Genomic DNA, 18,992 nt, shown 5'->3' with positions numbered 1-18,992 from the left:
CTGGGCGCCATTGCTACGAGATGCCTGCCTGGCGCGAGATGAACAGGGGTTTTACCCGCAGGCGGTCAATCTGATAGTGAGTTTTATGCGCGAGGATGAACAGTATCTGGAATCGCTGCTAATGGATGATTTTTATCTCAGCAGTCAGCGCTGAAAATAAAAAGGGACAGCTGGTGCTGTAATGCCAGCCAGTTAAGCATTATGGAGAATATTTTATTGCAGCATAGGGTTCCGTTCACCTCAGCGGAGTCATTTCTGTGAAGCGCAGATACCCGTGAACGTGCGAGGGAGGCTCACCGCCGCCTCCCTTGCAACCCAGGCTCCCGGCGGGAAAATCGTCGCGATGCGATTCATTCGGCTCATGCCGTCTGCCTGTCGGGTCGGGGCCGAGCCTGCATCCATGCAGGCCGTCCCCTCTGCCCGCCTCCCTGCGGGCAGACCCGGTCAGCCGTCAACGACTCATCGATTTTCAGCCGGACCGGGGTCATCGCTTCAACTCTCTGACTTTCAGTTAAATCTCTTTTGCTGTTCAGATATATTCAAATAAAAATACAGATGGTCAGGTGCGGGCTGGTCCGGCTGAAAATTGCCGACGTGTTTCCGTAAGGCCGGGAGAACCCGCAGGGATGCGGGTTCAGGGCGCGCTTTACAGGGACGTTACATCGCGCCCGGCCCGGAAGCCTGGAGGAATGAGCGGAGGGAACCACGAAGTGGCAATTTTCCCGCCGGGAGCCGGGATTGTTAAGGGTACGGCGATAGTACCCTTAACACGTTCACAGACAGTATCGTTTCAGAGAAGTGATAAACATAGGGTGAACGTCACAATACGCCGGAGGTAAAAGATTCAATACCTCCGATTGTTCCACTCTCAGATATCGTTACGATCATTCATCTTTGTAAACTAACAAGCCTTACAGCCTGCGCTGTCCCTTTTCGTCAATGAGGAGCAGAAAATTAGTCTGCACGGCCCATGTAGCGACGTTCTTCGATATGAATACGGATTTTTTCGCCCGCACTCAAATACTCAGGAACCAGGATTACCAGGCCGGTAGTCAGGGTCGCAGGTTTGTTACGCGCGCTTGCTGATGCCCCTTTAATGCCGGGCGCTGTTTCAACAATTTCCAGGTCTACCGTTTGCGGCAGTTCCAGCGCCAGCAGTTGGCCGTCCCAGGTCAGAACCTGCATGTCCGGCATCCCGCCTTCCGGCATGAACAGCAGTTCTTCTTCAATCTGGTCTTTGGTGAAGGTATACGGGGTATAGTCTTCTTTATCCATAAAGACATATTCGTTGCCATCGACATAGGAAAAGTCGACGCCACGACGGCTCAGGGTGACAGTATCAACGATATCATCGCCCTTGAAACGCTCTTCAACTTTCAGGCCGGTACGGACATCAGAAAAACGCATTTTGTACAGCGTGGCGGCGCCACGTGCGGTTGGTGATTGAATATCAATATCTTTTACAATCAGCAGCTTGCCGTTGTAATTCAGTACCATACCTTTTTTAATTTCGTTCGCTCTTGGCATCGAAAAAATCCTGTAGTGAGGAGTGTCTAAAATATCGCGTAAAACTACTCGCGCCGGGGCATTCAGGCAAGTGGAATTGATGCTTTTGCTGGTGCAAAAAAGGTGTTACTGTGCGCTTCTCTCACAATCCGATGGTTTACGATAAAGAGAATACTGTATGGAATGCCGTCCGGATTGTGGTGCATGCTGCACCGCGCCTTCAATCTCCAGCCCTATCCCTGGTATGCCTGATGGCAAGCCCGCTAATACGCCATGCGTTCAGTTGGATGAATCCTTGCGCTGCAAAATTTTTGCTTCGCCGCTGCGGCCAAAAGTATGTGCCGGTTTGCAGCCCAGTGCGGAAATGTGTGGGAAGACGACGCACCAGGCCATGCTGTATCTTATTGAGCTTGAAGCGCTGACCGCGCCTTAAACATCTTTGATGCGCGCCAGGCACACGATGGTGGCGACGATCATCACCAGCGCAAACCAGAACACGGCGTGATAATTCCAGATTTCAGCGGCAATACCTGCCAACGATCCGGCAATAATCCAGCCTACGCGAATGGTATTCGTATAAAGGGTCGTGGCTGAACCTGCTTGTCCTGGCATCAAATCCTGGAAATAGAGCATGCCAATCCCGCCAAGGATGCCGATATAAATCGCGTTCAGCAGCTGTAAACCAAGCAATACCGCCGGAGAGTGGGCCAACAGCATACCGGCATAAAAGAAAAAGCCGGCCACGACGGCAATTCGCATCAACAGACGCTTGCCCAGACGCTTAGCAAAGTATCCGGCAATCAACATGGTCGGGATTTCCAGACCGGCAGCGGTTCCCATCATGATACCCGCCAGTTTTTCCGGCAGATGCAGTTCATTGATAATAAACAGCGGCATATTAATGATATAGAGGCTATTGGTCCCCCACATTAATGTGCAGATAACAAAAAGGAGCAGCGTGTCGCGACGATTGCGCCGTGGCGCCTCCACCACGCCAGTGGCGAGAGGCACATTTTTACTCATTGACGGTAAGAACAGCCAAACCATTGCGCCGCAGACAATAAAAGCAACCGTCGCGCTGAGGTACATCACCGTGAAGCTAAATCCCATTGCCAGTGCGTAGGCCAGCGGCGGGCCAATTACCCAGGCCAGCGATACTTGCGCACGTAAAATTGAGCTGAACATGACCGCTTCCCGGCCTGTACGATCGGCATGCTCGCGAGCGAGAGCAAACATTTGCGGGTTGGCGGTTGAACCAAAGCTGCTGAGGAAGACGCCGACAAACAGCAAAATAAAATAGTTACGGTTCCAGGCAAACAACACGCAGGCCAGCATGCCCAGGACACAACAGAAGACAATCAGGTTTTTGCGATCGCCTTTTTTATCCGAGCGCCCGGCCAGAAACTGACTCACCAGGATACCGATTACGGCGCTGCCGGTAAAAAAGAACCCGACCATACCGGGACGGGCATGGACTTCATCGGTCAGAAAAAGACTCAGCGTTGGTGTCTGCAAAGCGCCGGCGATACCCGTCAGAAACGCGACAAGCAGGAACGCCGCAGACGTTAAATCGAACGCCTTAGGTGTGGCGGCTACGGGGGTGTTATGCATGTTTTGATATCAATGATGTGAAGAGACGCGGAGTTTACGCTGCTTGCCAGAAAATAAACAGGTAGCCAAATCAAAATCGGCATCAAAAATCAAAATAGCATTTCAGTCAAAGAATGCTGTTTGCTGATGTTGCTGAATCTGACACGCTGACGCCATTTTTGCTTCAGCAATTTTATCTCTCCCCAGAAGAAAATGTGCGTTATCTCTAAATTCAGCAAGTAATTTGTCAACTTTACTTGTGTGCTGAAGAAAAAAGATCAAGACTTCTTGAAACGTTTCAGCGTCATCTTGCCATAACTGATGGAGTCAGGTGACGCCTTTTTTCTCATATTGGCTGAATCGTTTCAATTCAGCGGGAGAGGAGAACCATGTTCCAGTTATCTGTTCAGGATATTCACCCGGGCGAACAGGCCGGGAATAAAGAAGAGGCTATTCGCCAGGTTGCCGCGGCCTTAGTGCAAGCGGGTAACGTTGCGGAAGGCTACGTCGATGGCATGCTGGCGCGTGAACAACAAACGTCCACGTTTCTAGGCAACGGTATTGCTATTCCTCACGGGACGACGGACACGCGCGATCGGGTGCTGAAAACCGGTGTGCAGGTGTTTCAGTTTCCGCAGGGCGTGGTCTGGGGCGAAGGACAGGTCGCGTATGTCGCGATCGGTATTGCCGCCAGCTCTGATGAGCACCTCGGTTTACTGCGTCAGCTAACGCATGTGTTGAGCGATGACTCCGTTGCTGAACAGCTGAAATCAGCGACCACGGCGGAAGAGCTGCGCGCGTTGCTGATGGGCGAAAAGCAGAGCGAACAATTAAAGCTTGATAACGAAACGCTGTCGCTGGACGTCGTTGCCAGCTCGCTGGTGACGCTGCAGGCGCTCAACGCTGCGCGGCTGAAAGAAATTGGTGCGGTTGATGCCGCATTTGTCGCCAGGGCAATCAATGAGCAGCCGATGAATCTCGGTCAGGGGATCTGGCTGAATGACTGTGCTGAAGGTAACGTGCGCAGCGCCGTTGCGGTCAGCCGCGCAGCAACGGCGTTTGATGTCCAGGGGGATGCGGCAGCCCTGCTGGTGACCGTCGCGATGAATGACGATCAACCGGTTGCGGTGCTGAAGCGCCTTGGCGATCTGCTGCTGAATAATAAAGCTGACCGTTTGTTGAAAGCGGATGCGGCAACGGTGCTGGCGCTGCTGACCAGCGATGACGCCTTAACCGATGATGTACTGAGCGCCGAATTTGTTGTGCGCAATGAGCATGGTTTACACGCCCGTCCGGGCACCATGCTGGTGAATACGATTAAACAATTTAACAGTGAAATTACCGTGACAAATCTTGATGGAACCGGCAAACCGGCAAATGGACGCAGTCTGATGAAAGTTGTGGCATTAGGCGTGAAGAAAGGACATCACCTGCGCTTTACCGCCCAGGGCGAGGATGCTGAACAGGCGCTGAAAGCGATTGGCGAAGCCATCGCAGCAGGTCTTGGGGAGGGCGCGTAATGAGCAGACGTGTTGCTACTATCACCCTTAACCCGGCCTACGACCTGGTGGGTTTCTGCCCGGAAATTGAATGTGGCGAAGTGAACCTGGTGAAAACCACCGGTCTGCATGCGGCGGGAAAAGGGATTAACGTTGCTAAGGTCCTGAAAGATTTAGGTATCGATGTCACGGTGGGCGGTTTTCTGGGTAAAGACAACCAGGATGGTTTTCAGCAGTTGTTCAGCGAGCTGGGCATTGCCAACCGTTTTCAGGTTGTACAAGGGCGTACCCGTATCAACGTCAAGCTGACCGAAAAAGACGGTGAAGTCACCGACTTCAATTTCTCTGGCTTTGAAGTCACCCCCGCTGACTGGGAACGCTTTGTGAACGATTCGCTGAGCTGGCTGGGCCAGTTCGACATGGTGTGCGTTAGCGGTAGTTTGCCGACCGGCGTGAGCCCGGAAGCTTTCACCGACTGGATGACGCGTCTGCGCAGTCAGTGTCCGTGCATTATCTTTGATAGTAGTCGTGAAGCGTTGGTGGCAGGTCTGAAGGCGGCGCCGTGGCTGGTGAAACCAAACCGTCGTGAACTGGAAATCTGGGCGGGTCGTAAACTGCCTGAAATGAAAGATGTGATTGATGCGGCGCATGCGCTGCGCGAGCAGGGTATTGCTCATGTGGTGATTTCACTCGGTGCGGAAGGCGCGCTGTGGGTCAACGCTTCGGGTGAGTGGATCGCAAAACCGCCGTCAGTCGAGGTGGTCAGTACCGTTGGCGCGGGTGATTCAATGGTTGGCGGTCTGATTTATGGCCTGCTGATGCGTGAGTCCAGCGAACATACCCTGCGTCTGGCGACGGCTGTTGCCGCTCTGGCGGTAAGCCAAAGTAACGTGGGTATTACCGATCGTCCTCAGTTGGCCGCAATGATGGCGCGTGTCGACTTAAAACCGTTTAACTGACAGCAGGAGAGGCATAATGAAAACGCTGCTGATTATTGACGCCAATCTCGGCCAGGCTCGCGCTTACATGGCGAAAACCCTGCTTGGAGCGGCGGCGCAAAAAGCGCATCTGGAAATTATTGATAATCCGAATGATGCAGAACTGGCGATTGTTCTGGGCGACACGCTTCCTGCTGACAGTTCGCTGAACGGCAAAAAAGTCTGGCTCGGCGATATCGGTCGTGCGGTTGCGCATCCTGAACTCTTCCTCAGCGAAGCGAAAGGTCATGCAAAACCTTACAGCGCCCCGGTTGTGACAACGTCTGTTGCCAGCAGTGGCCCAAAACGCGTGGTGGCGGTGACGGCTTGTCCGACCGGCGTTGCCCATACGTTTATGGCTGCTGAAGCTATTGAAACAGAAGCGAAAAAACGTGGCTGGTGGGTAAAAGTTGAAACCCGTGGCTCGGTCGGGGCAGGCAATGCCATTACCCCGGAAGAGGTGGCTCAGGCGGATCTGGTGATTGTGGCGGCTGACATTGAAGTTGATCTGGCGAAGTTTGCCGGAAAACCAATGTACCGCACGTCTACTGGCCTGGCGCTGAAGAAAACCAAACAGGAGCTGGATAAAGCGCTGGAAGAGGCGACGCCGTATCAGCCAACCGGCAAGGCGCAGTCTGCGGCAACCGAAGGGAAGAAAGAGAGCGCTGGCGCGTATCGCCACCTGCTGACGGGCGTGTCCTACATGCTGCCGATGGTTGTTGCTGGCGGTCTGTGTATTGCGCTCTCATTCGCCTTTGGTATTGAAGCGTTTAAAGAGCAGGGCACGCTGGCGGCGGCGCTGATGCAGATTGGCGGCGGTTCAGCCTTTGCGTTGATGGTGCCGGTTCTGGCGGGGTATATCGCGTTTTCCATCGCTGACCGTCCGGGTCTGACGCCAGGTCTTATCGGCGGTATGCTGGCAGTGAGCACCGGTTCTGGCTTTATTGGCGGGATTATTGCCGGTTTTCTTGCCGGTTATGTGGCGAAGCTCATTAGCACCAGGCTGAAACTCCCACAGAGTATGGAAGCGCTGAAACCGATTCTGATCATTCCGCTGCTTTCAAGCCTGGTGGTGGGTCTGGCCATGATCTACCTGATCGGTAAACCGGTAGCCGGCATTCTGGAAGGTCTGACCCACTGGCTTCAAACCATGGGTACGGCGAATGCGGTGCTGCTCGGTGCGATTCTTGGCGGCATGATGTGCACAGACATGGGCGGTCCGGTTAACAAAGCGGCGTATGCCTTTGGTGTGGGCCTGCTGAGTACGCAAACTTATGCGCCGATGGCTGCCATTATGGCGGCGGGGATGGTACCTCCGCTGGCGCTAGGTCTGGCAACGCTGGTTGCGCGTCGTAAGTTCGACAAAGCCCAGCAGGAGGGCGGTAAAGCTGCGCTGGTGCTGGGCCTGTGTTTTATCACCGAAGGGGCTATCCCATTCGCCGCGCGTGATCCGATGCGCGTTCTGCCTTGCTGTATCGTTGGCGGCGCGATTACCGGCGCTCTCTCCATGGCGGTAGGGGCTAAGCTGATGGCACCACACGGCGGTCTGTTCGTGCTGTTAATCCCTGGCGCAATTACACCGGTGGTTGGCTACCTGCTGGCCATTATTGCCGGTACGCTGGTAGCCGGTCTCTCCTACGCGGTGCTGAAGCGCCCGGAAGCAGAGGTTGTGGCAAAGGCGGCATGATTAAGCGCTGAAATCCAGGGCAGAGAAATCTCTGCCCTTTTTTATGCCTTAGCCCTTACCGTTGCAGCATCGCCACAATAATCCATCCTGCCTTAAGCAAATTCGATAAAGTGCCTTTAAATCAAACTGGTCACGGAAATCGAATATGAAAAAAGCGCCCATTTTTGCTGCTCTGTCACTCGCGACGTTGCTACTGACGGGATGTTCAACCACCTGGGTGATGACAACAACGTCAGGTGCAACAATAGAGACGCAAGGCAAGCCTGAGCAAGACCCCGGGACAGGACTGACAAAATATGCTGACGCCTATGGTTATCACCGCGTGATTAAAAGCAGCGATGTGAAGCAAATAGATAAAGGTAAGACGGTATTGATGTGGTGAGCCGGTTCAAGTGAATAGAGAATCATTCAGGGGCGAAATTTTTCGCGCCCCTGAATAAGACGGCTCAGGCAATCATTGGGGCGATGATAAAGCCAAAGGCAACGCCCGCGATGATCCCACCCAGTCCCGGCAACATAAACGGATGGTTTAAGACATACTTACCTACGCGCGTTGTCCCGGTGGTGTCGAACTCCATCGCCGCCAGTGAAGTCGGGTACGTTGGGAGAACAAACACGCCGGTCACAGCCACATAGGAAGCCAGAATTGCCCAGGTAGGAACGCCAAGCGCGACGGCAAGCGGGATAATCAACGGCGTGGTGGCCCCCTGCGAATAGAGCAGCGCGCAGGTGCCAAACAATACCAGAGCCAGCAGCATCGGGTAGGCCTGCAGAATATTCCCCGCGATGTCCTTAATCTCCGCTAAGTGCGCGTCAATGAATGTGGTTCCCAGCGTAACAATGCCGAGAATGACTGCCAGCGAACTCATCCCGGCGCGAAAAGTTGACGTCAGGACAATGGCATCTGTAGATGTTTTGCACAGCACCACCATCAGGCAAGCGGCAGCCAGCATGCAGATGATAATGATATCCCGCGTATTCATTGGGCTGCCAACATCAAATCCAGGGCGTAGCTGCGGGAATGCGGCAAGAATAACGATGAGCACCGTGGCCAGCATAAACAGGGCGACGGAAAGTTTTGCACCCGGTGTGGTACTGTTTTGCCCTTCGTATTTGCGCACCAGCCCTTTCTGCAGGCGTTCCAGATAGACCTCATCGTCCTGGAGTTCACATCCCTGGCGCGAGGCGATGAATGCCCCAACCATCGCGGCAACAAACGAGGCGGGCAGACATACCGCCATAACCTGGATAAAGCTGATACCGTTGCCTTCCATGATGGTCAGCATCGCGGCCATTGCGGCGCTGATCGGCGAGCCGGATATTGCAACCTGAGATGCCACTACGGAGCCTGCGAGCGTACGAGAAGGGCGGATGCCTGACTCTTTCGCAACTTCGGCAATCACCGGCAGGGTGGAAAAGACAATGAAACCTGTTCCCGCCATTATGGTCATCGACCAGGTGATAATCGGTGCAATAACATTGATATATTTAGGATTACGACGCATAAAATTACCGGCAATGCGTACCAGATAATCCATGCCTCCGGCTGCCTGTAGCGCTGATGCCGCCACAACCACCGTCATAATAATAAGAATGACGTCCACAGGCGGCGAGCCAATTTTCAGACCAAATCCCAGGGTTAAAATAGCCAACCCCAGCCCACCGCATAAACCGATACCAATTCCGCCGAGGCGGATGCCGAAAAATATTGCGCCTAATACTACGATAATTTCCAACCAAAGCATAATGGCCTCCGCCAGATAATAATTCGCTATAAGAATGGCTTTTATTAAATGTGATGATTAAATTGTGGTTTTTTTATTGCGCCAGAAGGTGGCTTTTTCCAACGCGTTTTTCATACCACTTAATTCCGGCACGAACCAATGAACCGGTTGAATCAATATATTTTGCTGGTGATTTCTTGACGGCTTCAGCAAGGATAACGGGGACTTCAGTACATCCCAGAACGATGACTTCCGCGCCGCGTGCAAAAAGTGCTTCAGCCTGTTCATTCATTAATATTTGTGCTTGCTTAACATCTCCTGCTTTCAGGCAATAAATACTTTCCATGACTTTTTCCTGGCTGGAAGAATCAGGACTGACGCAGGTTAACCCAAGAGACTCTATCCCCTTTTGGTAGAGACCCATGTACAACGTGGCATTGGTAGCCAGCAGTCCGATGCGCGATTTTCCGCAGTTTCTAACCTCATTCAGGGTTGTCTCCACAATACTCAGCAACTCCGTATGACAGGATTCTTTTAACTCTTTAAACCAAAAGTGGGCGGTATTACACGGGATCACAATACACTCCGCGCCAGCATCTTCGAGTTTATGCATATAATCACGCATGGCCGGAAGCGGGGAATTACCATGACGCATTAATGCGTCAGTACGGTCAGGTATATCAGGAATGGATGAAATAATTAATGGAATATGTTCCTGATCGCGTTGCGCTGCAGTAAATGTGACGAATTTATTAAATAGATCGACGGTTGCAGCAGGTCCCATACCACCAAGCACGCCAATTAAACCTTTCACGATATATACCTCGTTTAACCATTAAATAATATTCAGTCTGTGTTTTATCTTGCCCTAATGTTTAACAGCAGAGCGTCGCGACGAGAAATGCAATAATGTTTTGCTTAATGCAAAAACCGCATGACTGTAGTTTTTTTCGCCGTTCTATGAGGTCAGGATAGGGTGCGGATCCTGAAGATCTGCAAGCAGAGTAGGGTTGCGGCTGGATGGTGACGCTGACATGTTAATGTCCAAAACGAAGGCTTGATGCAAAAAACGAATCATTATGGGCTAATCGTCAATACCATCTCTGGAATTCTTCAGGCATGATGTTGTTAGGCTCATCAACATATTTAAACATCCGCGTGACAGGCATGAAAAATATTGAGACAAAATGGTTATATGATTTCCTGACGCTGGAGGCATGCCGTCATTTTTCCCAGGCTGCGGAGGAGCGCAATATATCTCAGCCGGCATTTAGCCGGAGGATCAAAGCGCTCGAATCAGCCGTGGGGGTGCAGCTGTTTGATCGCACGACGACGCCGCTGCAATTGACGGAGGAGGGCAAGTTATTCCATTCGCAAACGCGTAGCCTGCTACAACAGCTGGAATGTAATCTGGACGAACTCAGTGGTCACAATCTGCTTGGGGTCCCCAACATAAAAATCGCGGCAGCGCATTCTTTGTCGCTGACCATGTTGCCCCGGTTAGTGCATTCAATGGCGGCCTGGGGGGAAGAATTTGTCTGGCACGTCGAGGCGATTGATGTGGTGCAAGCGGTGAATACCCTGCGCGAGGGGAAAAGTGATTTTATTATCTCGTTTCGTGATGAGGATTTAATGCAGTCGCCTTTCTGTGGCTTGAAGGTTTTTGAGTCAGAGCTCTATCCTGTCTGTGCTACCGATGGACAGGGGAACGCGTTGTTTGATATCTATCAGCCGCAGGCGCCGATTCTGAACTATACCAGCACATCCTACATGGGAAGATTGGTAAACCGTCAGTTAGCGGAAGTTGGCGGCATTTCAGCACGAACGTTGTTTATGTCTTCGATGAGTGAGTTGTTGAAAAACATGGCGCTGGATGGGCATGGGATCGCCTGGCTACCAGCGTGGTCGATCGTCAACGAGCTGCACGATAAGCGTCTGGTGCGCCTGGAGACACCTGAACTGATGGTACCTATTCAGGCCTATATTTACCGGATGGATACCCGATTGAATAAAACGGCTGAACATTTCTGGCGTATTTTGTACAACCATATGCCAGAGGACCTGGTATCGCTTACCTGAGACGCGCCAGCTCGCCTGGCGCATCTGAAAAATTTCCGGTTATACCGGAGTTATACTTTTTAGCCTGCTTAATTTGTGTACTACCTCTCATTTTCTCTCTCCCTTACAAACTGTATCTATAAAAAATTGTGATTCTGTTCATATCTATTGACTTTGGTTCTTGCAGATAGATTTACTTTGTCAAAAACATGCTTACTATAAACACATGTTCGATACTGAACATGTGCTCTAATAATTTTGTGTGTGGCGGTGGTTATTCTTAACGAACTCATTTGTGGCAAGATAATTGCCAGGGGACGTGCTATGCGTGAAAAGGAATACATAGTAACTATTGGCTCAGCCAATATGGATGTTGCTGGGTATTCGCATGCTTCTCTAAATTATGCGGATTCGAATCCAGGAAAGATAAAATTCACCCCTGGCGGAGTTGGACGCAACATTGCACATAATCTCGCGCTACTGGGTAAAAATTCGTGGTTACTGACTGCGGTTGGTAATGATTTTTATGGTCAATCGTTATTGGCGCAAACTAATCTATCCGGAGTACATGTTGATAAGTGTCTTATCGTTCCGGGAGAGAATACATCGAGTTATTTATCTCTGCTTGATAACACCGGTGAAATGCTGGTTGCCATTAATGATATGAGCATTACCGAACATATTTCACCGGGTTTTTTATCGCAGCAGCATGATTTTATTCGGCAGGCGAAAGTTATCGTCGCCGATTGCAATATCAGCGAAGACGCCCTTGCATGGGTGCTGGATAATGCCGGAGATGTTCCGGTGTTTGTCGACCCGGTATCGGCATGGAAATGCGTCAAAGTTCGCGAGCGGCTTGGACAAATTCACACCCTCAAACCTAACCGGCTTGAAGCCGAAACGCTGAGCGGTATTGCGCTTTCCGGGCGTGATGATGTTGGCAAAGTGGCCGCCTGGTTTCACGATCGCGGCTTAAATCGCCTGGTGCTCAGCATGGGCGGTGACGGAGTTTATTACAGTGATATTGCGGGGGATTGCGGTTGGTCGCTGCCGATTAAAACTCACGTCATTAATGTTACCGGGGCTGGCGATGCGATGATGGCGGGACTGGCTTCCTGCTGGGTAGACGGCATGCCCTTTATTGATTCGGTTCGATTTGCGCAGGGTTGTTCATCAATGGCATTAGCCTGTGAATATACCAATAACCCTGATTTGTCTGTTGCGAATGTTATCTCAATCGTGGAGAACACAGAATGTCTGAATTAACTCTTTCCTCTGAATTATTACAAATATCTCCAGAAGTACAGGAAGCATTAAACAGTAAAAAACCGATTGTTGCCCTCGAGTCAACCATTATTTCTCATGGTATGCCATTTCCGCAGAATGCCCAGACTGCTATTGAAGTAGAAGAAACTATTCGTAAGCACGGGGCAGTTCCTGCGACCATTGCCATTATTGGCGGGGTAATGAAAGTTGGTTTAAGCAAAGATGAAATTGAGTTGCTTGGAAGAGAGGGGCATAGCGTTACTAAAGTCAGTCGTCGTGATTTACCATTTGTGGTTGCTGCAGGGAAAAATGGTGCGACGACAGTTGCCTCAACCATGATTATTGCCTCCCTGGCTGGAATTAAAGTATTTGCGACGGGCGGGATTGGTGGTGTTCACCGTGGTGCTGAACATACCTTTGATATTTCCGCAGATCTGCAAGAACTGGCGCATACCAATGTCACGGTAATTTGTGCCGGGGCGAAATCTATTCTTGATCTCGGTTTAACGACCGAATATTTAGAAACCTTTGGCGTGCCGTTAATTGGATATCAGACCAACGCGTTGCCGGCATTTTTCTGCCGAACCAGTCCGTTTGAGGTCAGTATCCGTCTGGACAGCGCAAAAGAGATTGCCCGTGCCATGGCGGTGAAATGGCAGACAGGTCTCGACGGCGGTCTGGTTGTTGCAAACCCAATCCCGGAGCAGTTTGCGATGGCTGAAGAGAAAATTAATGCGGCAATCGATCGGGCGGTAAAAGAAGCGGAAGAGCAGGGGGTTGTGGGCAAAGAGAGTACGCCGTTCCTGCTGGCGCGCGTTGCGGAGCTGACCGGCGGTGACAGCCTGAAATCAAATATTCAGTTGGTGTTCAACAACGCGGTACTGGCTTGTGAAATTGCGAAGGAGTATCAACGCCTCGCCTGACCAAATTTTCCGGGCAGAATGCGGTCGCCCGCGGCTAGCAAACCTACCAAAACCTGGCGGTAACGCCGGGTTTCCTGGCATGAAGGGAATTTCATTATGGATATAATGAGAAGTGTTGTGGGTATGGTGGTATTACTGACTATCGCGTTTCTGCTGTCAGTAAATAAAAAGCGTATTAGTCTGCGTACGGTCGGGGCAGCACTGGTGCTGCAAATTGCAATCGGCGGCATTATGCTCTATTTCCCGCCGGGGAAATGGCTGGTTGAACAGGCCGCGCTCGGTGTCCACAAGGTGATGTCATACAGTGACGCGGGTAGTGCATTTATCTTTGGCTCCCTGGTCGGGCCAAAAATGGATGTGCTGTTCGACGGAGCCGGGTTTATCTTCGCCTTTCGGGTGCTCCCGGCCATCATTTTTGTGACCGCGCTGATCAGTCTACTCTACTACATTGGCGTGATGGGGCTGTTGATCCGCATCCTTGGCGGTATTTTCCAGAAAGCGTTGAACATCAGTAAGATCGAGTCATTTGTCGCAGTAACCACGATTTTCCTCGGGCAAAACGAGATCCCGGCAATCGTGAAACCGTTTATTGACCGGCTGAATCGCAATGAGCTATTTACCGCTATCTGTAGCGGGATGGCCTCGATTGCTGGCTCAATGATGATTGGTTACGCTGGAATGGGCGTTCCGATTGACTATCTGCTGGCGGCATCGTTGATGGCAATCCCTGGTGGTATTTTATTCGCGCGTATGCTGAGTCCGGCAACTGAAGAATCTCGCGTCACCTTTGAGAACCTGTCATTTACCGAAACGCCGCCGAAAAGCATCATCGAAGCAGCGGCGAGTGGGGCGATGACCGGGCTGAAAATTGCCGCAGGCGTGGCAACGGTAGTAATGGCATTTGTCGCCATTATTGCGCTGATTAACGGCATTATCGGCGGAATTGGTGGTTGGTTTGGTTTTGGTCATGCCACCCTGGAAGGGATCTTCGGCTATGTGTTAGCCCCGCTGGCGTGGATTATGGGCGTTGACTGGAGCGAGGCGACGCTGGCAGGTAGCCTGATTGGACAGAAGCTGGCAATCAACGAGTTTGTCGCCTATCTCAACTTCTCGCCGTATCTGCAAACCGGCGGGACACTGGATGTGAAGACCATTGCGATTATCTCGTTTGCGCTGTGCGGGTTCGCTAACTTTGGTTCGATTGGCGTTGTTGTCGGCGCATTTTCGGCGATAGCGCCACAGCGAGCCCCGGAAATCGCGCAGCTTGGAATGCGCGCGCTGGCAGCAGCAACGCTGTCAAACCTGATGAGCGCCACCATAGCGGGTTTCTTTATCGGTATAGCATAGTGAGAATAATGCCGGATAAGCGTGGCGCTATCCGGCATTACATTTAAGCTGTTTGCAGCAAATATAAGGCGTTATCTGCCGAAAGGGTTGGGTTGTTAATGCTGACGCTGGCTCGCGATAATGCCGCGCAGGCCATGGCAAAGTGAGCGCTTTCACGGAACTCGCTACCTTCCAGAAAGCTGTACAGCAATCCGGCCATAAAAGCGTCATCGGCGCCAAAACTGTCTACGATCGTATGATTGGGAGGCGTCAGTAAAAATTGTTCTCCGTCCTTTTCGCTGCAAAAAACAGATTCATCTTCCAGACAGACAAAGATCCGTTTTACCCCTTGCTGATGCAGACTATTGACGGCCAGTACGCGATCGGCATCTGAATGGATAGGTTGGCCCCACAAAATCGCCAGCTCTTTCTGCGTTGGTTTTAGCGTATGAATACGCGTAAACCATGTCTTCATTTTTGCCGCTTTGAACTCTGAAACGGTGTCAATGAATACCGGAATATCATCAGCAATAGTAAAGACCCACTCAATGGCTTCGGCGGTCAGATTGCAATCTGCCAGTACGACACCGGAATGGCGGATCAAATCTCGCGATCCGTTCAGCAACTGCGGCGTTAATTGCTGCAGGATATGGGTATCGTTAATTGCCAGTACGGTTTCTTCCTGCTGATTAGCGATCGACAGGTAGGTTGAGGTGTTATGCCCATGCAGGCGTATGCAACTTGCAACGTTAACACCGGCCTGACGCGTTTGTTCCAGCAATGTTTCCCCATAGAAATCACTGCCAACAGCGGAAATTAAGTGAACGTCACGGCCCAGCAGCGCCAGGTTGTGGGCGATGTTGCGTCCTACGCCGCCTGCCGAGCAGTGAATGCTGCCAGGATTAGAGGCAGCCTGAGGATAATGGATGTCTGCAACACCACGAATATCCATGTTGATTGCTCCGACAACCACGCAATAATCCTGTTCGGTAAGGATATAACCTTTACCTTTGATCATGCCTTTACGCATCAAATCCATAATATGCGCAGCGACGCGTGAACGGCTGATTTGCAGAATATCGGCGATTTCATTCTGCTGAATCAACGGATTGCGACGCAGGATCTTAAGGATCTGCTTTTCCCTGTCGTTCATGATTACGCCACCGCTTGTTCTGTTTGCTGGGCTTTCAGCCAGGCAATCTCTTCTGCCCAGATATCCGGATTAATCGTTTCCAGCACCAGCGGAATGCCATCAAAACGACTGTCCTGCATGATCCAGCGAAAAGCGTCGTGGCCAATATTCCCTTCACCTAAGCTGTGGTGGCGGTCGACGCGACTGCCAAACGTGCTCTTGGCGTCGTTCAGGTGCATACCGCGTAGATAGCTGAAACCGACAATACGTTCAAATTCCGCAAACGTCTTTTCGCATTCCTCGACAGAACGCAAATCGTAACCGGCAGCGAAAGCGTGGCAGGTATCAATACAGACGCCAACACGGGATTTATCTTCAACACCATCAATAATGGCGGCAAGGTGCTCAAACTTAAATCCGAGATTGCTGCCCTGTCCGGCGGTATTTTCGATAACTGCCGTAACCCCTTGGGTCTGAGCGAGGGCGATGTTGATAGATTCAGCAATGCGCGCCAGACATTCATCTTCCGGGATCTGCATCAAATGGCTGCCTGGATGAAAGTTGAGCAGCGATAAACCGAGCAGTTCACAGCGCTGCATTTCATCGATAAATGCATCGCGTGATTTTTCCAGCGCATCGCTGACCGGGTGGCCGAGATTAATCAGGTAGCTGTCGTGAGGCAGGATCTGAGCGGAAGTATAGTGATACTTCTCGCAAGCGGATTTGAAATCATCAATGATTTCAGTGGTCAACGCCGCGGCGCGCCACTGACGCTGATTTTTGGTGAACAGGGCGAATGCGGTAGCTTCGATTTCTGCGGCCCGAATAGCGGCGTTAGCCAGACCGCCAGCGGCGCTTACGTGCGCTCCGATGTATTTCATGAATTAAACCCGCCATACTCAAATTCAAAAAAGGAAGAGTATAGCGGGTCAACTAACGTTAGTCGTGATCGTTTATGCCATTAGCGCGTGGATAGCGAAGTTAATCGCACCACCGCCTACAATCAGCCAGACAAACAGCAGTAGCGCCATCAGCAAAGGTTTAGCACCAGCTTTTTTCAGGGCGCTCACGTGAGTGGTTAGCCCCAGTGCGGCCATCGCCATTGCCAGCAGCACGGTATCCAGCGTCACCAGCATACTCACTACCGACTGCGGCAGCAGGTGGAAAGAGTTAAAAATCGCCACCACAATGAACATGATGGCAAACCATGGAATGGTGATTTTGCTCTTCTCACCACCGGTTGCCGGAGACAGTTGTTTTACTCGTGCGGCCAGCAGGATGAGGAACGGCGCCAGCATCATGACGCGCAGCATTTTGGCAATAACCGCGGCGTTTTCAGCATCCGGGTTAATGGCGTGTCCGGCGGCAACAACCTGCGCAACTTCATGCATGGTGGAGCCAATGTAAATCCCGTAAGTCTCGGGAGTAAACCAGTGCGCTAACAGCGGATACATCGCCGGATACAGGAAGATAGCGATAGTACCGAAGATAACCACCGTGGCGACGGCGACCGTCACCTTACTGGCTTCGGCTTTAACGACAGGCTCTGTTGCCAGTACCGCGGCGGCGCCACAGATGCTGCTGCCCGCGCCAATCAGCCAACTGGTGTGACGGTCCAGACCAAACACTTTCTGCCCAAGGAAACAGGCAATCATGAAGGTGCTGCTGAGCGTTAATATGTCGATTACGATACCGCTGACGCCGACGTCAGCAATTTGCGCGAAGGTAAGGCGGAAACCGTAGAGGATTATCCCCAGGCGTAATAAATGTTGTTTAGCAAACAGTACGCCGCCATCGCAGCTTTTCCAGATTTGTGGATACACGGTGTTGCCGATAACCATCCCAAACAAGATGGCTAAGGTGAGGGCGCTAAACCCGGCACCTGCGACGGCGGGAATGGATCCCCCCCATAAGGCAGCCCCAGTGATAACTGCACTCAGGGCAAGCCCCGGAATAAAATGCCACGCTGTACGACGATGAGTCTGTAAGGTGAGTTCTGTCATATCCTTCTCCTTTATCTGGGTAAAAGAGTACGGCGATGTGGTTTAAAAATAAAATTGATTATATATTTATAATTAATCTATATAAGTGGTATACCCGTCATACTTCAAGTTGCATGCGCGTTGGCTGCGCTCGTTCACCCCAGTCACGTACTTAAGTACGCTCCCGGGGATGCTCTCTCTTGCCGCCTTCCTGCAACTCGAATTATTTAGGGTATAAGTAACGGATATCCGGTGGAAAACGACTATGCATATCACCCTGCGACAACTTGAAGTGTTTGCTGAGGTACTGAAAAGCGGCTCGACGACTCAGGCATCTGTCATGCTTGCATTGTCGCAGTCGGCGGTGAGTGCGGCGCTTACCGATCTGGAAGGGCAGCTTGGCGTACAGCTCTTCGACCGCGTTGGCAAGCGGCTGGTGGTCAATGAGCACGGGCGCTTGCTCTACCCGCGCGCGCTGGCGTTACTTGAGCAAACGATAGAAATCGAACAGCTTTTTCGTGAGGATAATGGCGCGATTCGCGTCTATGCCAGCAGCACCATTGGCAATTACATTTTGCCCGCCATGATCGCCCGCTATCGCCAGGATTTTCCCGATTTACCGCTGGAGCTAAGCGTGGGTAACAGCCAGGATGTGATCAACGCTGTTCTGGATTTTCGGGTAGATATTGGGCTGATCGAAGGACCTTGTCACAGCACAGAAATTATCTCTGAACCATGGCTGGAGGACGAACTGGTGGTGTTTGCCGCCCCGTCTTCGCCGCTGACAAAAGGTCCCGTGACGCTGAATCAACTGGCTGCTTCGCCGTGGATTTTACGTGAGCGAGGCTCCGGTACGCGTGAACTGGTAGATTATCTGTTGTTATCGCATCTGCCGAGATTTCAGATGGCGATGGAGTTGGGTAACTCCGAGGCCATTAAGCATGCGGTCCGCCATGGGCTCGGTATCAGCTGTTTGTCGCGTCGGGTCATTGCAGAACAGTTACAGGCGGGTACGCTGAGTGAAGTCCCTGTGCCGCTGCCGCGTTTAGTTCGCACGCTCTGGCGCGTTCATCATCGACAAAAGCATCTCTCTAATGCCATTACGCGCTTTTTACATTACAGCGATCAGGTTGCGCAGGGCGAATAAGGCACTCACTGGCGTAATATCACCTCTATGTATAACGGCGGTTTCGTCTTAACCGCCATGCTCCGCCCATTTTCTGCTTTACTTATAATCCGCGGCCAGTCATGAAGGTCTCTTATAACAGCGCATTTGTGCCGGAAGAAAGCCCTTTCGTCTGCTACAATCGCGCCTCATTTTT

At 51.6% G+C, this 18,992-nt stretch carries 17 protein-coding genes and 1 pseudogene; 11 read left to right on the top strand and 7 right to left on the bottom strand.

Annotation, left to right across the window (positions count from 1 at the left end; all coding sequences use genetic code 11):
- A pseudogene (locus KQJ18_RS24635) lies at nucleotides 1–154 on the top strand (molecular chaperone TorD); the annotation flags it as partial.
- An 800-nt stretch (nucleotides 155–954) separates the two neighbouring features.
- Here KQJ18_RS24635 and yeiP read toward each other — a convergent pair.
- Nucleotides 955–1,527, bottom strand: coding sequence for an elongation factor P-like protein YeiP (gene yeiP, locus KQJ18_RS08485; protein WP_038642029.1), 573 nt, complete (start codon nucleotides 1,525–1,527; stop codon nucleotides 955–957).
- A 157-nt stretch (nucleotides 1,528–1,684) separates the two neighbouring features.
- On the opposite strand from yeiP, the gene KQJ18_RS08480 reads away from it, so the two are divergent.
- Nucleotides 1,685–1,939 (top strand): YkgJ family cysteine cluster protein, encoded by a 255-nt coding sequence (locus tag KQJ18_RS08480; RefSeq protein WP_005129254.1) that lies wholly within the window; start codon nucleotides 1,685–1,687, stop codon nucleotides 1,937–1,939.
- Here the strand turns inward: KQJ18_RS08480 and setB are convergent.
- Complete coding sequence (setB, locus tag KQJ18_RS08475; RefSeq protein WP_216421821.1) at nucleotides 1,936–3,117, bottom strand: sugar efflux transporter SetB; 1,182 nt, start codon at nucleotides 3,115–3,117, stop codon at nucleotides 1,936–1,938. The two genes, KQJ18_RS08480 and setB, sit on opposite strands and share 4 nt — an antisense overlap.
- A 368-nt stretch (nucleotides 3,118–3,485) precedes the next feature.
- On the opposite strand from setB, the gene fruB reads away from it, so the two are divergent.
- The 4 genes from fruB to KQJ18_RS08455 all read left to right on the top strand — a co-directional run bounded on the left by fruB (nucleotide 3,486) and on the right by KQJ18_RS08455 (nucleotide 7,641).
- On the top strand, nucleotides 3,486–4,616 hold the full coding sequence (gene fruB / locus KQJ18_RS08470) for a fused PTS fructose transporter subunit IIA/HPr protein (RefSeq protein ID WP_137346728.1): 1,131 nt from the start codon (nucleotides 3,486–3,488) through the stop codon (nucleotides 4,614–4,616).
- The gene (gene fruK / locus KQJ18_RS08465; RefSeq protein ID WP_216421820.1) at nucleotides 4,616–5,554 is read left to right on the top strand and encodes a 1-phosphofructokinase; all 939 of its coding nucleotides are present in this window, start codon (nucleotides 4,616–4,618) and stop codon (nucleotides 5,552–5,554) included. The genes fruB and fruK overlap by 1 nt, the downstream gene beginning before the upstream one ends.
- Before the next feature lie 16 nt (nucleotides 5,555–5,570).
- Nucleotides 5,571–7,259, top strand: coding sequence for a PTS fructose transporter subunit IIBC (gene fruA, locus KQJ18_RS08460; protein WP_216421818.1), 1,689 nt, complete (start codon nucleotides 5,571–5,573; stop codon nucleotides 7,257–7,259).
- A gap of 145 nt (nucleotides 7,260–7,404) precedes the next feature.
- Complete coding sequence (locus KQJ18_RS08455) at nucleotides 7,405–7,641, top strand: YgdI/YgdR family lipoprotein (RefSeq protein WP_038642021.1); 237 nt, start codon at nucleotides 7,405–7,407, stop codon at nucleotides 7,639–7,641.
- 64 nt (nucleotides 7,642–7,705) lie between these two features.
- Here KQJ18_RS08455 and KQJ18_RS08450 read toward each other — a convergent pair whose 3' ends face one another.
- Together KQJ18_RS08450 and KQJ18_RS08445 are read right to left on the bottom strand one after the other, a co-directional pair.
- Nucleotides 7,706–9,004, bottom strand: a complete 1,299-nt coding sequence (locus KQJ18_RS08450) for an anaerobic C4-dicarboxylate transporter (protein ID WP_085047868.1) — start codon at nucleotides 9,002–9,004, stop codon at nucleotides 7,706–7,708.
- A 73-nt stretch (nucleotides 9,005–9,077) separates the two neighbouring features.
- A complete protein-coding gene (locus tag KQJ18_RS08445) occupies nucleotides 9,078–9,797 on the bottom strand; it encodes an amino acid racemase (protein ID WP_204527464.1) in 720 nt (239 codons plus the stop codon).
- A 353-nt stretch (nucleotides 9,798–10,150) separates the two neighbouring features.
- Between KQJ18_RS08445 and hypT the strand changes: the two genes are divergently transcribed.
- The 4 genes from hypT to KQJ18_RS08425 all read left to right on the top strand — a co-directional run bounded on the left by hypT (nucleotide 10,151) and on the right by KQJ18_RS08425 (nucleotide 14,577).
- Nucleotides 10,151–11,062 (top strand): hypochlorite stress DNA-binding transcriptional regulator HypT, encoded by a 912-nt coding sequence (hypT, locus tag KQJ18_RS08440; protein ID WP_216421817.1) that lies wholly within the window; start codon nucleotides 10,151–10,153, stop codon nucleotides 11,060–11,062.
- Nucleotides 11,063–11,365: 303 nt separating this feature from the next.
- Entirely contained in the window at nucleotides 11,366–12,307 is a 942-nt protein-coding gene (locus KQJ18_RS08435) for a pseudouridine kinase (protein WP_038642015.1), read from the top strand.
- Complete coding sequence (locus KQJ18_RS08430) at nucleotides 12,295–13,230, top strand: pseudouridine-5'-phosphate glycosidase (RefSeq protein ID WP_038642013.1); 936 nt, start codon at nucleotides 12,295–12,297, stop codon at nucleotides 13,228–13,230. Before KQJ18_RS08435 ends, KQJ18_RS08430 begins: the two co-directional genes overlap by 13 nt.
- A 96-nt stretch (nucleotides 13,231–13,326) precedes the next feature.
- Nucleotides 13,327–14,577, top strand: a complete 1,251-nt coding sequence (locus KQJ18_RS08425; protein ID WP_121529287.1) for a NupC/NupG family nucleoside CNT transporter — start codon at nucleotides 13,327–13,329, stop codon at nucleotides 14,575–14,577.
- Between the two features lie 43 nt (nucleotides 14,578–14,620).
- Here the strand turns inward: KQJ18_RS08425 and KQJ18_RS08420 are convergent, their stop codons facing one another.
- From KQJ18_RS08420 to KQJ18_RS08410, 3 genes are all read right to left on the bottom strand, one after another.
- The gene (locus KQJ18_RS08420) at nucleotides 14,621–15,709 is read right to left on the bottom strand and encodes a sugar kinase (RefSeq protein WP_069323444.1); all 1,089 of its coding nucleotides are present in this window, start codon (nucleotides 15,707–15,709) and stop codon (nucleotides 14,621–14,623) included.
- Between the two features lie 2 nt (nucleotides 15,710–15,711).
- Nucleotides 15,712–16,569: a deoxyribonuclease IV gene (gene nfo / locus KQJ18_RS08415; protein WP_038642007.1), complete on the bottom strand. Its 858-nt coding sequence runs from the start codon at nucleotides 16,567–16,569 to the stop codon at nucleotides 15,712–15,714.
- Nucleotides 16,570–16,641: 72 nt separating this feature from the next.
- Nucleotides 16,642–17,691: a YeiH family protein gene (locus KQJ18_RS08410; protein WP_038642005.1), complete on the bottom strand. Its 1,050-nt coding sequence runs from the start codon at nucleotides 17,689–17,691 to the stop codon at nucleotides 16,642–16,644.
- Nucleotides 17,692–17,935: 244 nt separating this feature from the next.
- On the opposite strand from KQJ18_RS08410, the gene yieE reads away from it, so the two are divergent.
- Nucleotides 17,936–18,817 (top strand): DNA-binding transcriptional regulator YeiE, encoded by an 882-nt coding sequence (yieE, locus tag KQJ18_RS08405; protein WP_038642003.1) that lies wholly within the window; start codon nucleotides 17,936–17,938, stop codon nucleotides 18,815–18,817.
- Nucleotides 18,818–18,992 lie beyond the last annotated feature (175 nt).

It is taken from the genome of Citrobacter sp. S55_ASV_140 (assembly GCF_018919505.1).
Lineage (GTDB): Bacteria > Pseudomonadota > Gammaproteobacteria > Enterobacterales > Enterobacteriaceae > Citrobacter > Citrobacter werkmanii.
This window is presented reverse-complemented; position numbering and strand designations above follow the sequence as displayed.

Excerpts from the sequence above, each read along its gene's own strand:
- yeiP (WP_038642029.1), bottom strand. The coding sequence starts at position 1,527 with ATGCCAAGAGCGAACGAAATTAAAAAAGGTATGGTACTGAATTACAAC.
- KQJ18_RS08480 (WP_005129254.1), top strand. The coding sequence starts at position 1,685 with ATGGAATGCCGTCCGGATTGTGGTGCATGCTGCACCGCGCCTTCAATC.
- setB (WP_216421821.1), bottom strand. The coding sequence starts at position 3,117 with ATGCATAACACCCCCGTAGCCGCCACACCTAAGGCGTTCGATTTAACG.
- fruB (WP_137346728.1), top strand. The coding sequence starts at position 3,486 with ATGTTCCAGTTATCTGTTCAGGATATTCACCCGGGCGAACAGGCCGGG.
- fruK (WP_216421820.1), top strand. The coding sequence starts at position 4,616 with ATGAGCAGACGTGTTGCTACTATCACCCTTAACCCGGCCTACGACCTG.
- fruA (WP_216421818.1), top strand. The coding sequence starts at position 5,571 with ATGAAAACGCTGCTGATTATTGACGCCAATCTCGGCCAGGCTCGCGCT.
- KQJ18_RS08455 (WP_038642021.1), top strand. The coding sequence starts at position 7,405 with ATGAAAAAAGCGCCCATTTTTGCTGCTCTGTCACTCGCGACGTTGCTA.
- KQJ18_RS08450 (WP_085047868.1), bottom strand. The coding sequence starts at position 9,004 with ATGCTTTGGTTGGAAATTATCGTAGTATTAGGCGCAATATTTTTCGGC.
- hypT (WP_216421817.1), top strand. The coding sequence starts at position 10,151 with ATGAAAAATATTGAGACAAAATGGTTATATGATTTCCTGACGCTGGAG.
- KQJ18_RS08435 (WP_038642015.1), top strand. The coding sequence starts at position 11,366 with ATGCGTGAAAAGGAATACATAGTAACTATTGGCTCAGCCAATATGGAT.
- KQJ18_RS08430 (WP_038642013.1), top strand. The coding sequence starts at position 12,295 with ATGTCTGAATTAACTCTTTCCTCTGAATTATTACAAATATCTCCAGAA.
- KQJ18_RS08425 (WP_121529287.1), top strand. The coding sequence starts at position 13,327 with ATGGATATAATGAGAAGTGTTGTGGGTATGGTGGTATTACTGACTATC.
- KQJ18_RS08420 (WP_069323444.1), bottom strand. The coding sequence starts at position 15,709 with ATGAACGACAGGGAAAAGCAGATCCTTAAGATCCTGCGTCGCAATCCG.
- nfo (WP_038642007.1), bottom strand. The coding sequence starts at position 16,569 with ATGAAATACATCGGAGCGCACGTAAGCGCCGCTGGCGGTCTGGCTAAC.
- KQJ18_RS08410 (WP_038642005.1), bottom strand. The coding sequence starts at position 17,691 with ATGACAGAACTCACCTTACAGACTCATCGTCGTACAGCGTGGCATTTT.
- yieE (WP_038642003.1), top strand. The coding sequence starts at position 17,936 with ATGCATATCACCCTGCGACAACTTGAAGTGTTTGCTGAGGTACTGAAA.